The organism is Clostridium ganghwense (assembly GCF_026735165.1).
In the GTDB taxonomy this organism is placed as follows: Bacteria; Bacillota; Clostridia; order Clostridiales; family Clostridiaceae; genus Clostridium_H; species Clostridium_H ganghwense.
In genome coordinates this window covers 244,659-262,386 of sequence record NZ_JAPQES010000007.1, presented here as the reverse complement: position 1 = coordinate 262,386, position 17,728 = coordinate 244,659, and the positions used below count along the sequence as shown (strand labels likewise).

At 28.0% G+C, this 17,728-nt stretch carries 16 protein-coding genes; 9 read left to right on the top strand and 7 right to left on the bottom strand.

The genetic code is table 11. From position 1 onward, the window contains the following. Positions 1–37: 37 nt before the first annotated feature. The gene (locus OXH55_RS18170) at positions 38–904 is read left to right on the top strand and encodes a GNAT family N-acetyltransferase (RefSeq protein WP_268051553.1); all 867 of its coding nucleotides are present in this window, start codon (positions 38–40) and stop codon (positions 902–904) included. 54 nt (positions 905–958) lie between these two features. Here OXH55_RS18170 and OXH55_RS18165 read toward each other — a convergent pair whose 3' ends face one another. After that, positions 959–1,108, bottom strand: coding sequence for a hypothetical protein (locus OXH55_RS18165; protein ID WP_268051552.1), 150 nt, complete (start codon positions 1,106–1,108; stop codon positions 959–961). A gap of 207 nt (positions 1,109–1,315) precedes the next feature. On the opposite strand from OXH55_RS18165, the gene miaB reads away from it, so the two are divergent. From miaB to OXH55_RS18135, 6 genes are all read left to right on the top strand, one after another. Then, the gene (gene miaB / locus OXH55_RS18160) at positions 1,316–2,644 is read left to right on the top strand and encodes a tRNA (N6-isopentenyl adenosine(37)-C2)-methylthiotransferase MiaB (protein WP_268051551.1); all 1,329 of its coding nucleotides are present in this window, start codon (positions 1,316–1,318) and stop codon (positions 2,642–2,644) included. Positions 2,645–2,696: 52 nt separating this feature from the next. Then, on the top strand, positions 2,697–5,393 hold the full coding sequence (gene mutS, locus OXH55_RS18155; protein WP_268051550.1) for a DNA mismatch repair protein MutS: 2,697 nt from the start codon (positions 2,697–2,699) through the stop codon (positions 5,391–5,393). Positions 5,394–5,411: 18 nt separating this feature from the next. Then, entirely contained in the window at positions 5,412–7,307 is a 1,896-nt protein-coding gene (mutL, locus tag OXH55_RS18150; RefSeq protein WP_268051549.1) for a DNA mismatch repair endonuclease MutL, read from the top strand. A gap of 27 nt (positions 7,308–7,334) precedes the next feature. Further along, positions 7,335–8,273, top strand: a complete 939-nt coding sequence (gene miaA, locus OXH55_RS18145) for a tRNA (adenosine(37)-N6)-dimethylallyltransferase MiaA (RefSeq protein WP_268051548.1) — start codon at positions 7,335–7,337, stop codon at positions 8,271–8,273. An 86-nt stretch (positions 8,274–8,359) separates the two neighbouring features. After that, a complete protein-coding gene (gene hfq, locus OXH55_RS18140) occupies positions 8,360–8,596 on the top strand; it encodes an RNA chaperone Hfq (protein ID WP_268051636.1) in 237 nt (78 codons plus the stop codon). Positions 8,597–8,684: 88 nt separating this feature from the next. Then, complete coding sequence (locus OXH55_RS18135; protein WP_268051547.1) at positions 8,685–9,968, top strand: methionine gamma-lyase family protein; 1,284 nt, start codon at positions 8,685–8,687, stop codon at positions 9,966–9,968. Between the two features lie 48 nt (positions 9,969–10,016). Here OXH55_RS18135 and lexA read toward each other — a convergent pair whose 3' ends face one another. Then, positions 10,017–10,625, bottom strand: a complete 609-nt coding sequence (gene lexA / locus OXH55_RS18130) for a transcriptional repressor LexA (protein WP_268051545.1) — start codon at positions 10,623–10,625, stop codon at positions 10,017–10,019. 137 nt (positions 10,626–10,762) lie between these two features. Between lexA and OXH55_RS18125 the strand changes: the two genes are divergently transcribed. Continuing rightward, complete coding sequence (locus tag OXH55_RS18125) at positions 10,763–11,152, top strand: hypothetical protein (RefSeq protein WP_268051543.1); 390 nt, start codon at positions 10,763–10,765, stop codon at positions 11,150–11,152. 21 nt (positions 11,153–11,173) lie between these two features. On the opposite strand, the gene OXH55_RS18120 is transcribed toward OXH55_RS18125, so the two are convergent. Together OXH55_RS18120 and purB are read right to left on the bottom strand one after the other, a co-directional pair. Next, complete coding sequence (locus tag OXH55_RS18120) at positions 11,174–12,160, bottom strand: tyrosine recombinase XerC (protein WP_268051542.1); 987 nt, start codon at positions 12,158–12,160, stop codon at positions 11,174–11,176. Positions 12,161–12,472: 312 nt separating this feature from the next. Then, positions 12,473–13,906, bottom strand: coding sequence for an adenylosuccinate lyase (gene purB, locus OXH55_RS18115; protein WP_268051540.1), 1,434 nt, complete (start codon positions 13,904–13,906; stop codon positions 12,473–12,475). Positions 13,907–14,092: 186 nt separating this feature from the next. Here purB and OXH55_RS18110 point away from each other — a divergent pair, with 186 nt between their 5' ends. Then, complete coding sequence (locus tag OXH55_RS18110; protein ID WP_268051539.1) at positions 14,093–14,302, top strand: DUF378 domain-containing protein; 210 nt, start codon at positions 14,093–14,095, stop codon at positions 14,300–14,302. Positions 14,303–14,331: 29 nt separating this feature from the next. Here OXH55_RS18110 and OXH55_RS18105 read toward each other — a convergent pair whose 3' ends face one another. The 3 genes from OXH55_RS18105 to rny form a co-directional block, all read right to left on the bottom strand. Then, a complete protein-coding gene (locus OXH55_RS18105) occupies positions 14,332–14,592 on the bottom strand; it encodes an HPr family phosphocarrier protein (protein ID WP_268051538.1) in 261 nt (86 codons plus the stop codon). 99 nt (positions 14,593–14,691) lie between these two features. Continuing rightward, positions 14,692–15,885 (bottom strand): pyridoxal phosphate-dependent aminotransferase, encoded by a 1,194-nt coding sequence (locus tag OXH55_RS18100; protein WP_268051537.1) that lies wholly within the window; start codon positions 15,883–15,885, stop codon positions 14,692–14,694. A 163-nt stretch (positions 15,886–16,048) separates the two neighbouring features. After that, entirely contained in the window at positions 16,049–17,569 is a 1,521-nt protein-coding gene (gene rny / locus OXH55_RS18095) for a ribonuclease Y (RefSeq protein WP_418921850.1), read from the bottom strand. Positions 17,570–17,728 lie beyond the last annotated feature (159 nt).

Below are 17,728 nucleotides of genomic sequence, written 5' to 3'. Positions count from 1 at the left end.
ATTTCAAATTAAGACATAGTTAAAAGAAGGTAAAAATATGTACGAACTTGTTACATTAACAAAAAATAATATAAATGACTTTAATAAACTTAATGGTTTAAAAAGCAACTTTAATAAACTTAATAGAGATTTTTTTAAAGTATACCATAATCAAAATGGTTTTCAACAATTTTTACAAAAAAGAAAAGTTAAATTATTAAAGAAGAATTCAGATTATATAGGTTACATTTGGAGTGAAAATATAAGGGATACTATTTATAAAATAGAAGCTATAAATGTTATAAATGATATTCAATCATTAGAAATATATAGACTTTTGATAAACTCTATAAAATTGTATTCTAAAATATATTATGAATGCGAAAAGAATGAATATAATTTCACACTATTAAAAGATTTGGGGTTTAATAAAACTAGTGGAATGATAGAAATGACGCTTAATTTAGATAATTTTATTCTACCTCCGTCACATCAAAATATTACTTTTCAAAAACTGATTAAAGGTAAGGATGAAAAACTTCGCTGCAGCATTCAAAATAGAATTTTCGAACGTGAAGATAGAATTCCACTTGATATAGATGATATATATTATGATGAACTTCAAAGTTACTATTATGACGATGGTGCGATATTTATAAAAAATGGTAACACATATATAGGATATGGACAAATAATTATAAAAGAAAGTGTTCCTTATATAGTTAATTTTGGATTAGTGAAAGAATGGCAAAACAAAGGATATGGTAAACTATTATTGTCTCATTTGTTAAATATCTTACACAATAATAGTTATAAAATAGTTAAGATTAAAGTTGATCCTAACAATTATACTGCAATCAAATTATATAAATATTTTGGTTTTACTAAAGAAAAAGAAATTTATACATGGATTTTATGCAAGTAAACACTAAAAATTAAGGAGTATTGATTAATGCTCCTTAATTTATTTTTTCAACACTTATTCTAAAACATTTTCTTTTGGGATATATCCTGATTTTAAGTTCATTAAATTTTCGTTCTGTACCTTATTAAAATAACATCTGTCAGCTATACAATTAAATTGAATGCTAGTATCTTTTTCTTCTTCTCTTTCCTTTATATCGTACATAGAATCCCTCCTTATGATGAATATTATGTGTAAATTTAAATTAATTATTTATCCATTATATATATTTTACTAAAATACTTATATTTTACTTTAAGCCTCGTAAATGTGAAAAAGAATATAAAAATACTTTTAAAAATGCTATAAATTATATATAATAATTAATAGTTGCATAACTAAAGCCAAATTTAAAAAAAGGAGAAATTATTCATGGAAGTTTTAAATGATAAATATTATATAGATACATGGGGTTGTCAAATGAATGAAGAAGACTCAGAGAAAATATCTGGTCTTTTAAAAGGAATAGGATATACTAAAACAACAGTAAGAGAGGAAGCAGATATAATAATATTTAATACTTGTTGTGTTAGGGAAAATGCCGAGCAAAAAGTATATGGTCATTTAGGATCTTTAAAACGTTTAAAGAAATCAAATCCTAATTTAATTATTATAGTATGTGGATGTATGACACAACAAAAAGGAATGCCTAAAAAAATTATAGATAAGTTTCCATATGTAGATATTATTGTAGGTAGCTTCAACTCCTATAAATTACCTGAATATATAGATAGAGTTAAAAAAGATGGTAAATCAATAATAGAAATTTGGGATAAAGAAGAGGGTATAGTGGAAGGATTACCGATTGACAGAAAAAGTGATATGAAAGCTTTTGTCACAATAATGTACGGCTGTAATAATTTTTGTTCTTATTGTATAGTTCCATATGTAAGAGGAAGAGAAAGAAGCAGAAAACCTGAAGATATAATTAATGAAATTAAGAGTTTAGTTTCTAAAGGTTATAAAGAAATTACTTTACTTGGACAAAATGTTAACTCTTACGGAGTTGGATTAGAAACTAAAGTTACTTTTGGTGATCTTTTAAGAAAAGTAAATACTATAGAAGGTCTTGAAAGAATAAGATTTATGACTTCTCATCCAAAGGATGTTTCAGATGATTTAATAAAAGCTATGGCAGAATGTGAAAAAGTATGTGAACACGGTCATTTTGCACTTCAATCAGGTTCTACTAGGATATTAGACAAAATGAATAGAAAATATACTAGAGAAGACTATATAACTTTAGCTAAAAAACTTAGAAAAGCTATTCCTGATGTAGCAATTTCTACTGATATAATCATAGGATTTCCTGGAGAAACTGAAGAAGACTTTTTAGAAACTTTAAGCATAGTTAAAGAAGTAGAATTTGATTCAGCATTTACTTTTATATATTCAAAAAGAGAAGGAACTCCAGCAGCTAAATTTGAAGAGCAAGTTCCTGATGAAGTTAAACATGATAGATTTAATAGATTAGTAGAAGCTGTTAATGAAATAGTATCTAGAAAAAACAAAGAATATGATGGAAAAGTTGTAGAAGTATTGGTTGAAGGAACTAGCAAAAATGATGAAACTAGACTTACAGGTAGAACAAAAAATAATAGGTTAGTAAATTTTACAGGTAATCCTGATAGTATAGGTAAAATTGTTAATGTTAAAATAACAAAAGCCCAATCATTTTCATTGAATGGGGAAATGATATAAAAAGCTCTTTAAAGAGCTTTTTATATTATATTTAAAATAAGGAGGTATTTTTGTGGGATTAACTCCAATGATGCAGCAGTATTTAGAAGTTAAAGATAGAAATAAGGATTGTATAATATTTTTTAGATTAGGTGACTTCTATGAAATGTTTTTTGAAGATGCAGAAGTTGCAGCTAGAGAATTAGAGCTAGTATTAACAGGTAGGGATTGCGGCCTTGAAAAAAGAGCACCTATGTGCGGAATACCATATCATGCTGCTAATGCATATATAACTAGACTAGTAAATAAAGGTTATAAAATTGCTATTTGTGAGCAGTTAGAAGATCCTTCAAAGTGCAAAGGGTTGGTTAAAAGAGATATTGTGAAAATAATTACTCCAGGTACATATGCCGATTCTAGTTTTTTAGAAGACACTAAAAATAACTATATAATGAGTCTATATATAGAAAACGGTATGGTAGCGATGAGTTTTGCAGATATATCTACTGGAGAATTTCAATGTACATATTGTAAATATAATGTTTCTAATATATTAGATGAAATATCAAAATATATTCCAAAAGAAATTATTATACAAGAAAATGTAGATAATAAACTTTTAGATTCTATAAAAGAAAGATTTGAACTTTCCTTTACTATACGTTTAAAAGAATATTTTAATGATAATGCTTTAGAAAATTTAAAAAAACAATTTAATAATTTTAATGAGAAAAGCTTTAATGATGTTTTAATCAATAGCTGTAATGGACTATTAAATTATATATTAGAAACACAAAAGACAGTTCTTACTCATATAGATACAATTGAAAATTATCATATAGTAGATTATTTAAGTATGGATATAAATTCACGTAAAAACTTGGAACTTACAGAAACTTTAAGAGAGAAAACTAAAAAAGGTTCTCTTCTTTGGGTGGTAGACAAAACAAATACTGCTATGGGAGGAAGACTTCTTAGAAAATGGGTAGAACAGCCTCTTATTCATAAAGAACTTATCGATAAGAGACTAACTGCAGTAGAAGAAATAATGGATAAGGGCTATTTATATGAGGAATTAAAAGAACAATTAAGAGAAGTTTATGATATAGAAAGATTAGTCGGAAAAGTATCATCTAAAAGTGTTAATGCAAAAGAACTTTTATCTTTAAAAAATTCTATCGAGAAGCTTCCAAGAATAAAGGAAATTTTAAAGGAATTTAATAGCGCTCTTTTAGAAGAAATATTTAATAAATTAGATTGTCTTGAAGATGTATATAACCTATTAGATAGTTCAATATCATATAATCCCGCTTTATCCGTTAAAGAAGGTGGAATAATAAAAGATGGATATAATAGGGAAGTAGACGAATTAAGAGAGGCAAAAGCTTATGGAAAAGAATGGATTGCTAATCTTGAAAATAGAGAAAAAGAAGTAACAGGAATAAAATCTTTAAAAGTAAAATATAACAAAGTATTTGGATATTATATAGAAGTAACTAAATCTAATTTGAACCTTGTACCAGAAGGGAGATATATTAGAAAACAAACTCTTGCTAATTGCGAAAGATATATAACTCCAGAACTTAAAGAAGTAGAGGATAAAATTTTAGGTGCACAAGATAAGCTTATAACATTAGAATATGATTTATTTGTACAAATTAGAGATTCTATTGAAAATCATTTAGATAGAATGAAATTTAGTGCAAAACTTATATCAGAAGTTGATTGTTTATGTTCATTGGCTATTGTTGCTCTTGAAAATAACTACTGTAAGCCAGAAATAAAAGAAAATGGTGAACTATATATTGAAGAAGGAAGACACCCTGTTGTTGAAAAAATGATACCTAGAGAAAGTTTTGTTGCTAATGATACTATTATAAATAATATAGATAAACAGTTGATTTTAATTACAGGACCTAATATGGCAGGTAAATCTACTTACATGAGACAGGTCGCTTTAATAAATATACTTGCCCAAATAGGAAGTTTTGTTCCAGCAAAGAACGCTTCTATAGTAATATGTGATAAGATTTTTACAAGAATAGGGGCTTCTGATGACTTAGCTGGTGGAAAGAGTACCTTCATGGTAGAGATGTGGGAAGTGTCCAATATACTCAATAATGCAACCAATAGGAGCCTTATATTATTAGATGAGGTGGGACGTGGTACTAGTACTTATGATGGACTTAGTATTGCTTGGGCAGTTATTGAATACATATGCAATAATGATAAACTTAGATGTAAGACTTTATTTGCTACTCATTATCATGAATTAACATCTTTAGAAGGTAAAATTTGTGGAGTTAAAAATTATTCAATAGCTGTTAAAAAGCTTGAAGAAGATATAGTATTTTTACGTAAAATTGTTGAAGGAGGAGCAGATGAGTCTTATGGTATAGAGGTAGCAAAGCTTGCTGGAATACCAGAAGGGGTAATAAGTAGAGCTAGAGAAATTCTTATAAGTCTTGAAAATGAAAATACAGTTCCTTCTAATATAGTAGAAAGTAATAGTATTATAGAAGATTCAAAAGATAATTGTGATAAAAATGAGGGTTCAATTGTAAAAGAAACAGCAGTATCACAGATTGAAAAAACAGAAGCCGTTGATGATAACATAGCTCCTAATACAGAAATTAAACAAATAGACTTTACTGATATGGAAAAAGAGGCTTTGGTTAAAGAAATAGCTTCTATAGATATTTTAAATATGACACCAATGGACGGCTTTAATAAATTATATGATATAATTAAAAAAGCTAAAGTGTTGTAATTTATAGAAGGTGATTAAGTGAAAAGAATTAATTTATTAAACATTGAAACCTCCAATAAAATTGCTGCTGGAGAAGTAGTAGAAAGACCTTCTTCTGTAGTGAAGGAATTAATTGAAAACAGTATAGATGCAGAATCAAAAAATATAACTATAGAAATTCACGAGGGCGGAAAGAAACAGATAAAAGTTATAGATGATGGTCATGGAATTCATTCTGATGACATAGAAAAGGCATTTTTGCCTCATGGAACTAGTAAAATATTTTCTATAGAGGACATATATAAAATAAGTACTTTTGGATTTAGAGGAGAAGCACTACCAAGTATAGCATCTGTTTCTTCTGTTATATTAAAAAGTAGATGTAAAGATAGAGAGTTTGGTAAAGAGATTTCTATAACTGGTAATGATATAAATTATATAAAAGAAGTTGGATGTAATGTTGGAACATATATAGAAGTAAATGATATATTCTTCAATGTTCCTGCAAGACAAAAATTTTTAAAATCTACCCAAAGAGAATCAGCTTTAATATCTAATATAATAAATAGGTTAGCTTTAGCTAATCATGAAATATCATTTAAATACTATAATAACGATAAAAAATCTTTAATTACCTTTGCCTCTAAGGACGTTAAAAATGTTATTAGAACTATATATGGAAAAACAGTATTTGAAAATATAATTCCTTTTGAGCAACATTCTGATATTGCTTCTGTATATGGATATATAGGAAATGCTGAAATAAGTAGAGGAAGTAGAAATAATCAAAGTATTTTTGTTAATAAAAGACATATTAAAAGTGGGCTTATTACAACAGCAGTAGAAAATGCCTTTAAATCTTTTCTAACTGTAAATAAGTATCCTTTTTTCGTTTTATTTTTGGATATTTATCCTGAATTTATAGATGTTAATGTACATCCAACTAAATCAGAGATTAAATTTCAAGATGAAAGAGTTATTTATAAATTAGTTTTTAATACTGTACATGAAGCTATCGCTAAAAGTGTTAGAAATAATTTTGATATACCTTTAAATGATTTAGAAAAAAAAATTATTAATGAAGAAGAAAAGGACGTAATAGGTAAAAATAACATTACTCCTATACAACTACCTATAGATTTAAAAACAGTGCCTTCTCAAAGTGCTATTATAGTAGAAAAAGAAAATATAGATAATATAAGCTATAACAGTACCGATAATAAACTCATATCCAACAATGAAATTAAAAATGAGCACAGTATTGAATATGATATTAATAAAAATAAAGATGTAGAATTAAAAGAAGAAAGCGCTATAACTACCCCAATAAAAGTTTCAAACAATATTAATCCTAAATTTCCTTCTTTAAAAATAATAGGTCAATTTAATAATACCTACATTTTGGCAGAAGGAACTGGAGAATTTTATATGATAGATCAGCATGCTGCTCATGAAAAAGTATTGTATGAAAAATTCAGAAAACAAATAGAGAGTAATGAAGTGGTTTCTCAAATTCTCATTATACCAATTGTTATAGAATTAAGTCATGAAGATTTCTTATACTATATAGAAAACAAAGGGTTATTTGAGCAAACAGGTTTTATTATAGATATTTTTGGAGATAATACAATAAATATAAAAGAAGCTCCTATGCTTCTTGGAAAAATAGATGTGAAAAATTTCTTCCTTGAGATGTTAGATAATCTAAAGAATATGGGATCAGGCAAGATAGGTGAAGTTAAATCAAAAGCTATAGCTTCCTTAGCTTGCAAAGCTGCCATAAAAGCTAATCATCATTTATCTGATGCAGAAATGATAACATTAATTGAAACTTTAAGATATCTAGAAGAACCTTTTAATTGTCCTCATGGAAGACCTACAATAATAAAAATGACATTAAAAGATATAGAGAAGAAATTCAAAAGAATTCAGTAATATTACAATATGATAAGGAGTACGTTAATGAAAAAGGATTTATTTATTCTAGCAGGGCCTACAGCTGTTGGTAAAACTGCTATATCAATAGATTTGGCTAAAAAATTAAATGGAGAGATAATTTCAGCAGATTCTATGCAGATATATAAATATATGGACATAGGTTCTGCAAAGATTAAAGAAGATGAGAAGGAAGGAATTCTTCATTATGCAATAGACTTTGTTCATCCCTCAGAAGAGTTTAGTGTAGTAGATTTTAAAACAGAAGCTACTAAAGGTATAGAAGAAATAAACAGTAAAAACAAATTGCCAATGGTAGTAGGAGGTACTGGTTTTTATATTAATTCATTAATATTTAACTATGATTTTGCAAATACTCATAAAGATGAACAATATAGAGAATACCTAAGAGAATTAGCTAATGAAAAGGGAAATGAATATGTTCATTCTCTACTTAAAGATATTGATGAAGAATCTTATAATAAATTATATCCAAACGATTTAAAAAGAGTTACTAGAGCACTTGAAGTATATAAACTTACGAGAAAAACAATTAGTCAGTATAATTCAGAACAAGATATATATAATATACCTTATAATGTATATTACTTTGTCCTTACTATGGATAGAGCTAAATTATATGATAGAATCAATATGCGTGTTGATATGATGATTGAAGAAGGATTAATTGATGAAGTTATAAAATTAAAGAATATGGGATTAACTGCAGATATGCAATCAATGAAGGGGATAGGGTATAAAGAAATACTTTATTATTTAGATGGTAAACTTACACTTGATGAAGCAGTTGAAATGATTAAGAAAGGTAGTAGAAACTATGCTAAGCGTCAGCTTACATGGTTTAGAAAAGATAAGAGAGTCATTTGGATTGATAAAGACAATTATAAAGATGATAAGGAAGTAGCTCAAGCTATTTTTGATAAATTTAAAGAGCTTAGGCAATAATTTGTTAGGTATAAAATCTATAAAATTTAAAGGAATTTGTTTCTTTTTATAGAATATATATATAATTGGAGGGAAATGTTATGGCTATGAATAAATCATTAAATAATTTGCAAGATTTATTTTTGAACAATGCTAGAAAAAAAAGTTTACCTGTTACAATATATTTAACAAATGGATTTCATCTTAAAGGTAATGTTAAAGGATTTGATAATTTTACAGTAATACTTGATAATGAAGGTAAGCAAATGATGATATACAAACATGCAATATCTACTATTGTTCCTGTAAAACCAATTTTATTTGTGCAAGATGATAATAATTAAAAAATAGGCAAATAATTGCCTATTTTTTTTATATGTGATAAGATAATTATTAGTTTTTAATTTGTAAAATTATCGGAGGTTTATACATATGATCAAACAAATGAAAGAGCAATTAACTAATAAATACGGTATTAATGATGCAGTATTAAAACTTTATGATAAAGCTTTAAATGATGTTGAAGGTAGATTTAAAGCTTTAGATGAAATAAGAGAATTTAATCAATTAAAAGTTTTAAATGCTATGCAAGAAGAAAGAATAAGTGAGTCTCATTTTACTAATTCAAGTGGATATGGTTATGGAGATATGGGGAGAGACTCTCTAGATAAGGTTTATGCTAGAATTTTTAATTGTGAAAGTGCGATTGTTAGACCACATTTTGTTAATGGTACTCATGCATTAGGATCAGCTTTATTTGGAAATTTAAGACCAAATGACACTATGGTATGTGTATGTGGGAAACCTTATGATACTCTACACAGCGTAATTGGTATAGATGGTGGAGAAAGAATAGGATCTTTAAGGGAATTTGGAGTACATTATAATCAAGTTGAACTTAAAGAAAATGGGAAACCAGATTTAGAAACAATTAAAAAGGTTTTGGAAGAAGATGAAACTATAAAACTTGTTCATATACAAAGATCTACAGGATATGGATGGAGAAACTCATTATCTATTTCTGATATAAAAGAAATAATAGATTGTACCAAATCTGTAAGAAAAAATATTATTTGTTTTGTAGATAACTGTTATGGTGAGTTCATTGATATTTTAGAACCAACAGACATAGGAGCTGATTTAGTTGCAGGTTCTCTTATAAAAAATATAGGAGGAGGAATAACCCCAACGGGTGGTTATATAGCTGGAACCAAGGAATGTGTTGAACAAGCATCATATAGATTAACAGTTCCAGGTATAGGTGGAGAATGTGGTTCTACATTTGGAGTTATGAGATCCATGTATCAAGGATTATTTTTGGCTCCGCACGTTGCTATGGAGGCTTTAAAAGGGGCTATTCTATGTTCTAGAATAATGGAACTTGCTGGATTTGAAGTACTGCCAAAATATGATGAAGATAGAAGTGATATAATCCAAGCGATAAAATTTAATGATAAAGAAAAATTGATTCAGTTCTGTAAGGGAATACAAATGGGTTCTCCTATAGATTCTTTTGCATCTTGTGAACCTTGGGATATGCCTGGATATGCTGATCAAGTTATAATGGCAGCTGGTGCTTTTATCCAAGGATCATCAATTGAATTATCTGCTGATGCCCCTATAAGAGAGCCATATATTGCATATCTGCAAGGTGGACTTACTTTTGATCATGCTAAAATAGGTACTTTGATCGCTTTGAGTAAAATTCTGAATTAAGTATGATTATATAGAAAAACTAGTAGATGAGAACCCATCTACTAGTTTTTAATATTTTCTAAATAACCCTATTAATTTGCCAATAATATTACATGTATCAACTATTATTGGCGACATTGTTTTATTTTCAGGCTGTAATCTAATATAGTCTTCTTCTTTAAAAAACCTTTTTATAGTAGCTTCATTATCAATCAAAGCAACAACTATATCTCCATTTTCTGCGTAATTAGTTTTTTCTAGTATAGCTAAATCTCCATCCATAATTCCAGCATCAATCATACTTTCTCCTGAAATATTTAACATAAATAATTCTTTGTTGCTTGGGATAAAACTCAACGGAATAGGGAAGGTGTCTTCAATATTTTCAACAGCTAAGATGGGTTCTCCAGCTGTTACTTTTCCTACGATAGGAATACTAACCATTTCTTTTTTTATCGGAGGATCTTTTAAAATTTCTATAGTTCTAGGTTTAGTAGAATCACGTCTTATCATACCTTTTTTTTCTAATCTTGCAAGATGACCATGCACCGTAGATGTGGAACTTAATCCCACTCCTTTACAGATTTCTCTAACTGAAGGAGGATATCCTTTTTCTCTTATATGTGTTTTTATAAATTCATATATTTCAGTTTGCTTATCACTCTTGTTTCCATTCATTATATACACCCCTTATCCTTTATTCTGAATTATATCATATATTTCCAAAAACATCAAACTTATGTTCTTACAAGTTTGATTAAAATAAAAACTTTTGGTATAATACTTTTGAAGTATTATCAAAGGAGAAGAGAAATATGTCTAAATTTTGTATTTTACAAGCTAATAAACTTTGTAATGACTGTGGTGATTGTAATAAATGCGATTTGAATTCTTCTAAAAAATGTAATAATTGCGGGAAGTGCTTGCAATTAGAAGGATATGATATGAAGGCTATAAACATAGAGGAAATAGTAGAAGATACTGATGAAATAGCTCATGATCATGATGATAATGTAACAAAAGGAGAGCTTATAGAGAAATTCGCTACATATAACGCAGAATTAAAAGAAGGGGATATAAAGGTAGAGTACATTGAGGATATAGATGGCCTTAATGAACTACTTCAAGATGAAGAGGGAACTAAAAAATTAATGGAAGAAGCTTTTCCAGGTTTCTTTATTTTTGATGCTAAAAACGAAGAATAAAAAAGCATTTTAAATGCTTTTTTATTCTTCACTTAAAGGATTTAAACTTACAGCTTGTCTTAAAGTTTCATCATCAACATGAGTGTAGATTTGAGTTGTTGATACATTTTCATGTCCTAAGATTTTTTGTAGACTTCTTATATCTACATTACCATATTTATACATTAAAGTCGCGGCGGTATGCCTTAATTTATGAGGTGTATATTTCTGCTTATTAAGTCCTGCTTTTTCAATGTATTTTTTTACTAATAATTCAACACTCCTTTTGTTTATTCTTCTATATTTTTTACTTATAAATAGAGCATCCTTATCAGTTGGATTTATCTTATCATATTTTTGATTTCTAATGGGTAAATATTTTTCAATAGCTTTTAAACATGCATTGTTTAAATAAACAGTTCTTTCTTTATTTCCTTTTCCTATTATAGTTAAAGTGTCATCTTTAATTTTTGAAATATCAATGCTGCATAATTCAGAAAGTCTTAAACCACAATTCAGGAATAAAGTTACAATACAATGATCTCTTTCTTTATTTTCTCCATCGATAGAAGATAAAAGAGATTTACTTTCTTCCAGGGTTAGGTATACGGGATTTCTTTTGTTGATTTTAGGTGCTTCTAATTCAGCAGCTGGATTTTCATCTAAAATTTTTGCTTTCCCACACAAATATTTGAAGAAAGATTTAAGAGAAGCAACTTTTCTAGCTCTAGCATAATTTCCATTATTTCTATAATTTTCGGTAAAAGATATAAATGCATATAAATCTGAAAGTCTGATTTTTTTTATAAAGCTTTTGTCTATATCATCAATAGGTATATCTTCAAATTCTATATTTTCTTTAATAAATCCTTTGTATAATTTCAAAAACCTAAAGAACATAGATAAATCCCATCTATAACCATTAATGGTGTTTTGAGATTTACCTTTAATTGTTCCTAGATAATTTAAAAATTCATTTAAATATTCAGGTAAAGTAGGATCATAGATATTGTTCAACGTATAATTCATAATGCCCTCCTATTTTTATTATCTAACTTCGCTAAATATAAATTTAGCGAAGTTAGATATGTGATTTCATTATATATTTTACCTTCTTTTGGTATTATTTTAACTTTATACAAAAGTGAAAGTTACAATTATATTATAATAAAGATTCAACTAAAAATATACAATCAATTCTGTTAAAAATTTCGTTTTTAAAAATATGTTTATTCATGTAAATATACTTTTATTATTTTTTGAAAATTATAATTAGATATAAATTTAAATGCAATAAACCGATATGTTTATCACATATCGGTTTATACTTACAATTGATTTTTATACATTAATTGTTACATTTACATCTAATCCATCTTTGAAAGTTTCCAGAATAGGCATAATACAATTATTGATAAAATCTTCTACTTGCCCTGGAGCTCTTCCTATAAATTTCTTAGCATCAATAATGGATAGTATTTCTTCTGCACTCATAAGAAAAGAATCATTCTTTATTATTCTTTCGATTAAATCATTATTAAGTCCTTCTTCTTTTACCCTCTTTGCAGATTCCATAGACAATGTTCTAATCTTTTCATGTAACTCTTGTCTATCTCCTCCCCTTTTCACAGCTTCCATTAAAATATTTTCGGTAGCCATAAAAGGAAGTTCACTTTGAACATGAGAAGCTATAACTTTTTCGTATACTACCATATTACTTGATACATTAATATATAAATTCAGTACACCATCCAAAGCTAAAAATGCTTCTGAAACCGATAACCTTTTGTTGGCAGAATCATCTAAAGTTCTTTCAAACCACTGAGTTCCTGCAGTTATAGCTGGATTAAGTGAATTTACTATTATAAATCGACTTAAAGCACCCATTCTCTCTGATCTCATAGGATTTCTTTTATACGCCATCGCAGAAGAGCCTACTTGTTTTTTCCCAAAAGGTTCTTCCATTTCTTTCATGTTTTGAAGTATCCTCAAATCGTTACTGAATTTATAAGCGCTTTGAGCAATTTCTGAAAGGGTATTTAAAACTATAGAATCAACTTTTCTTGAATAAGTTTGACCAGTGACAGGATAGGTATTTTGAAATCCCATTTTATTCGCTACTAACACATCTAATTTTTTAACAAGTTGTTCATTATTATTAAATAGCTTCATAAAACTCGCTTGAGTTCCAGTAGTTCCTTTTACACCTCTTAATTTAAAACTATCAATAACAAAATTTATATTTTCTAAATCCAAAAGCAATTCTTGAATCCACAAAGTTGCTCTTTTCCCTACTGTAGTTAATTGAGCCGGCTGTAAATGTGTGAATCCTAACGTAGGTAAATCTTTATATTTTAAAGCGAATTTCGATAAGTTACTTATTACATTCACTATTTTTTTTCTTACTAACAAAAGTGCATCTCTCATTATTATAAGATCTGTATTATCACCTACAAAACAACTCGTAGCACCCAGGTGTATAATTCCTTTTGCTTTTTCACATTGAGTTCCATATGCATATACATGACTCATAACATCATGTCTTATCTCTTTTTCTTTTTGTTCTGCTATTTCATAATTTATATTTTCTATATTTTCTTTTAGTTCTTTTATTTGTTCTTCAGAAATGTTTAGACCTAATTCTTTTTCACTTTCTGCCAAGGCTACCCAAAGTTTACGCCAAGTTTTATATTTCATTTCATCAGAAAATAAATAAGACATTTCAGGTGATGCATATCTACTAGTTAAAGGTGTATTATAAGTATTTCGTACCATATCAAAGCCTCCGCATACATATATTTTTACTTAAAAACATTCTATTGTTCATATTATATCATATATTTTAAAATATAGTAACTATTTTGTTCGTGAATTTATTATTTTAAAATTCAGTCTATTTTTTTATGTAAGATAATATAATTTATTAATAAGAAATATCTACAATAACTTTAGGAGGTATATATGTATAAGTTAAGTTTAATAGACAAAATTTCTTTTTTTCTTATTATTGTAGGCGCAATCAACTGGGGACTTATAGGTTTATTTAATTTAAATTTAGTAAACTTACTTTTAGGTTTTATACCATTAGTTGAAAGAATTGTTTATATTCTAGTAGGATTAGCAGGTATTAATACCATTTTATTTATTAAAAAAAGTAAATTTTCTAAGTAAAATAAATAAAAGGCTTTATAGCCTTTTATTTATTCTTCAATCGCTTCGATTAACTTTGCAATTTCTTCAGCAGCTAATGTTTCATCATCACCTGAAGCTATAACTGTAACAGATGAATCTTTAGTAACTCCCAAAGAAAGAACTCCAATTAAACTCTTAATATTAGCTTTTTTATCCTTATATTCAAGGTATATATCAGATTTAAATGAAGATGCTTTCTTTACTAATAAAGTAGCAGGTCTTGCATGTAATCCAGTAGAACATTTTACCACAGCTTCTTTTTTAATCATATTATGTCACCCCTTAAATTTAAATTTTTTGCGCTACATTATATATTATAACATTTTTTTTGTATTTCTCAACTTATAAATGAAAATTTCTACATTTTTTTAGTTTAGTTTCAATGAAAATTTCTCAATTTTTTCCAAACCTTTTCTGATATTTTCCATTGAAGTTGCATAAGATAATCTTACATAATCATCCAAACCAAAAGCAGATCCTGGAATAACGGCTACTTTTTCTTCTTGTAAAAGTATTTCAGCGAACTTTAAGGAATCGTTAATGATTGTTTCGTTTAATTTTTTCCCATACAATTTTGAAACATCTAGCATAATATAAAATGCTCCATTAGCATTTAAACATGAAAGGTTTCTTATCTCATTTATTCTAGAAATCATAAAATCTCTTCTTGAACCAAATTCTTTTATCATAGAATTCATTTCTGTTTGATCTCCAGTTAATGCTTCTAATGCTGCATATTGCGCTATTGAATTAGGATTAGAAGTTGTATGACTTTGTATACTAGACATTAATTTTATTATTTCCTTATCAGCTGCAGCATATCCAATTCTCCATCCAGTCATTGCATATGACTTAGAAACTCCATTAATCACTACAGTTCTTTCATATGCGTCTTGTGATAGATTAGCTATACTAACATGTTCTTCATTTCCATATATTAGTTTTTCGTATATTTCATCAGCGATTATTATTAAATTATGTTTTTTAGCAAAATCAGCAATTAACTTTAATTCATCCCTCGTATATATTGTTCCTGTAGGATTATTAGGACTATTTAAAATAATAGCTCTAGTATTTGATGTAACCGCATTTTCTAGAACATCTTCTGAGTATTTATAACTATTTTCTTTTTTATTTTGTACAAATATAGGTACTCCATCAGCCAACTTTACAAGTTCTGGATAGCTTACCCAATAAGGTGTGGGAATTAAAACTTCATCTCCTCTATTTAATATAGCTTGAAAAACATTTGATAAACATTGTTTAGCTCCAGTAGAAATAATAATTTGCTCTGTTGAATAGAGTAAATTATTATCTGCCTTAAATTTATTTACTATAGCTTCTTTTAATTCATTTATTCCAGAAGCTGCAGTATACTTTGTCAATCCATTTTCTATTGCTTTTATAGCAGCTTTCTGTATATTGATAGGTGTATTGAAATCAGGTTCTCCAACTCCGAAACTTATAACGTCAATACCTTGTTTGGACATTTCTTTTGCTTTTGCCGTAATAGCTAAAGTTAAAGATGGTGAAATTTGCTTTGCTTTATTTGACAGTTTCATATAATATTCCTCCATTTATATATTTATATATAAAAATATACCATTTAATAATTCTTATGTAAATAAATATTGAAATTTAGTGTATATAAATATATTTCATTAAATTATTATAAAACGAAATCCCCTTATACAAATATAAAGGGATTTCGTTTTATATATAAATCTATTTTGCATATTCAATAGCCCGAGTCTCACGGATAATATTCACCTTGATTTGACCAGGATATTCTAATTCTTTTTCAATAGTTTTCACTATATTTCTTGACATTTCAATACATTCAGCATCATTAATTTCTTCTGGTTTAACCATAATTCTAACTTCTCTTCCAGCTTGTATAGCATATGACTTATCTACACCATCATAGGAATTCGCTATTTCTTCAAGTTTTTCTAATCTCTTAATATAAGCTTCTAAAGTTTCTCTTCTTGCGCCAGGTCTAGCTGCTGATATAGCGTCCGCAGCCTGAACTAATATTGCTTCGATAGAACCATATTCTACATCACCGTGATGAGCAGCAATAGCATTTACTATTACAGGAGATTCGCGATGCTTTTTAGCAATTTCAGAACCTATAAGAGCATGTGGTCCTTCAATCTCATGATCTACTGCTTTACCAATGTCATGAAGTAATCCTGCTCTCTTAGCTAATGTTGGATCTATACCTAATTCAGAAGCCATAAGACCGGCTAAGTAAGCAACTTCTATAGAATGTTTTAAAACGTTTTGACCATAACTTGTACGGTACTTTAGTCTTCCCAAAAGTCTTATTAATTCTTGATGAAGACCATGTACGCCAGTTTCAAACGTCGCTTGCTCACCTTCTTCTTTTATGTCATTTTCAACTTCTTTTTTAGCTTTTTCCACCATTTCTTCAATTCTTGCAGGATGGATTCTACCATCAATGATTAATTTTTCAAGAGCTATTCTAGCAACCTGTCTTCTTATAGGATCAAATCCGGATAAAATTACTGCTTCTGGAGTATCATCAATAATTAAATCAACTCCAGTTAGAGTTTCTAAGGTTCTTATATTTCTTCCTTCTCTACCAATGATTCTACCTTTCATTTCATCATTTGGTAGTGCAACCACATGTACAGTACTTTCTGCTACATGATCAGCGGCACATCTTTGAACAGCACAAGCTATTATTTCTCTAGCTTTTTTGTCTGCTTCTTCTTTTGCTTTATTTTCTATGTCCTTAATCATCATAGCAGTTTCATGTTTAATTTCTTTTCTTGTTTCTTCTAGTAATATTTGACGAGCCTCTTCAGACGTCAAACCGGATAATCTTTCAAGTTCTTGTCGTTGCTTTTCATAAAGCTCTTCTATGCTGGATTCTTTTTCTTTTATTTCTTGTTGTTTCTTATTAAGAGATTCTTCTTTCTTTTCAATAATATCACTTTTTTTGTCTAATAACTCTTCACGTTGAATGTTTCTTCTTTCTAATCTTTGAAGTTCATTACGTCTTTCTCTCGACTCTTTTTCAAAGTCATTTCTAAGCTTATGAACTTCTTCTTTAGCTTCCAAAATCGCTTCTTTTTTTACAGATTCAGCATTTTTTTCAGCCTCATCGATTATACTTTTAGCTTTAAGTTCTGCTTCTGAAATTTTTGCTTGTGATATATTTTTTCTAACATATATTATGACAAAAATAAAAACCAAAATTGCAATAGCTAAAAGCAATAAGTATATATAAAGAGTATTTTTCAAAACAACACCTCCTTGCTATCCTATTTTGAATTATGCACAAGTAAGCGTTAGCGAAGTTTAGAAAGGTGTTATATTTGTTTATATATCAATATTTTACACATGTTAAACCAGTATTTGTATTCATTTTATATT

What these genes read in the sequence shown, in the direction of transcription:
- OXH55_RS18170 (WP_268051553.1), top strand. Translation starts at nt 38, where the DNA reads ATGTACGAACTTGTTACATTAACAAAAAATAATATAAATGACTTTAAT.
- OXH55_RS18165 (WP_268051552.1), bottom strand. Translation starts at nt 1,108, where the DNA reads ATGTACGATATAAAGGAAAGAGAAGAAGAAAAAGATACTAGCATTCAA.
- miaB (WP_268051551.1), top strand. Translation starts at nt 1,316, where the DNA reads ATGGAAGTTTTAAATGATAAATATTATATAGATACATGGGGTTGTCAA.
- miaA (WP_268051548.1), top strand. Translation starts at nt 7,335, where the DNA reads ATGAAAAAGGATTTATTTATTCTAGCAGGGCCTACAGCTGTTGGTAAA.
- hfq (WP_268051636.1), top strand. Translation starts at nt 8,360, where the DNA reads ATGAATAAATCATTAAATAATTTGCAAGATTTATTTTTGAACAATGCT.
- OXH55_RS18135 (WP_268051547.1), top strand. Translation starts at nt 8,685, where the DNA reads ATGATCAAACAAATGAAAGAGCAATTAACTAATAAATACGGTATTAAT.
- lexA (WP_268051545.1), bottom strand. Translation starts at nt 10,625, where the DNA reads ATGAATGGAAACAAGAGTGATAAGCAAACTGAAATATATGAATTTATA.
- OXH55_RS18125 (WP_268051543.1), top strand. Translation starts at nt 10,763, where the DNA reads ATGTCTAAATTTTGTATTTTACAAGCTAATAAACTTTGTAATGACTGT.
- OXH55_RS18120 (WP_268051542.1), bottom strand. Translation starts at nt 12,160, where the DNA reads ATGAATTATACGTTGAACAATATCTATGATCCTACTTTACCTGAATAT.
- purB (WP_268051540.1), bottom strand. Translation starts at nt 13,906, where the DNA reads ATGGTACGAAATACTTATAATACACCTTTAACTAGTAGATATGCATCA.
- OXH55_RS18110 (WP_268051539.1), top strand. Translation starts at nt 14,093, where the DNA reads ATGTATAAGTTAAGTTTAATAGACAAAATTTCTTTTTTTCTTATTATT.
- OXH55_RS18105 (WP_268051538.1), bottom strand. Translation starts at nt 14,592, where the DNA reads ATGATTAAAAAAGAAGCTGTGGTAAAATGTTCTACTGGATTACATGCA.
- OXH55_RS18100 (WP_268051537.1), bottom strand. Translation starts at nt 15,885, where the DNA reads ATGAAACTGTCAAATAAAGCAAAGCAAATTTCACCATCTTTAACTTTA.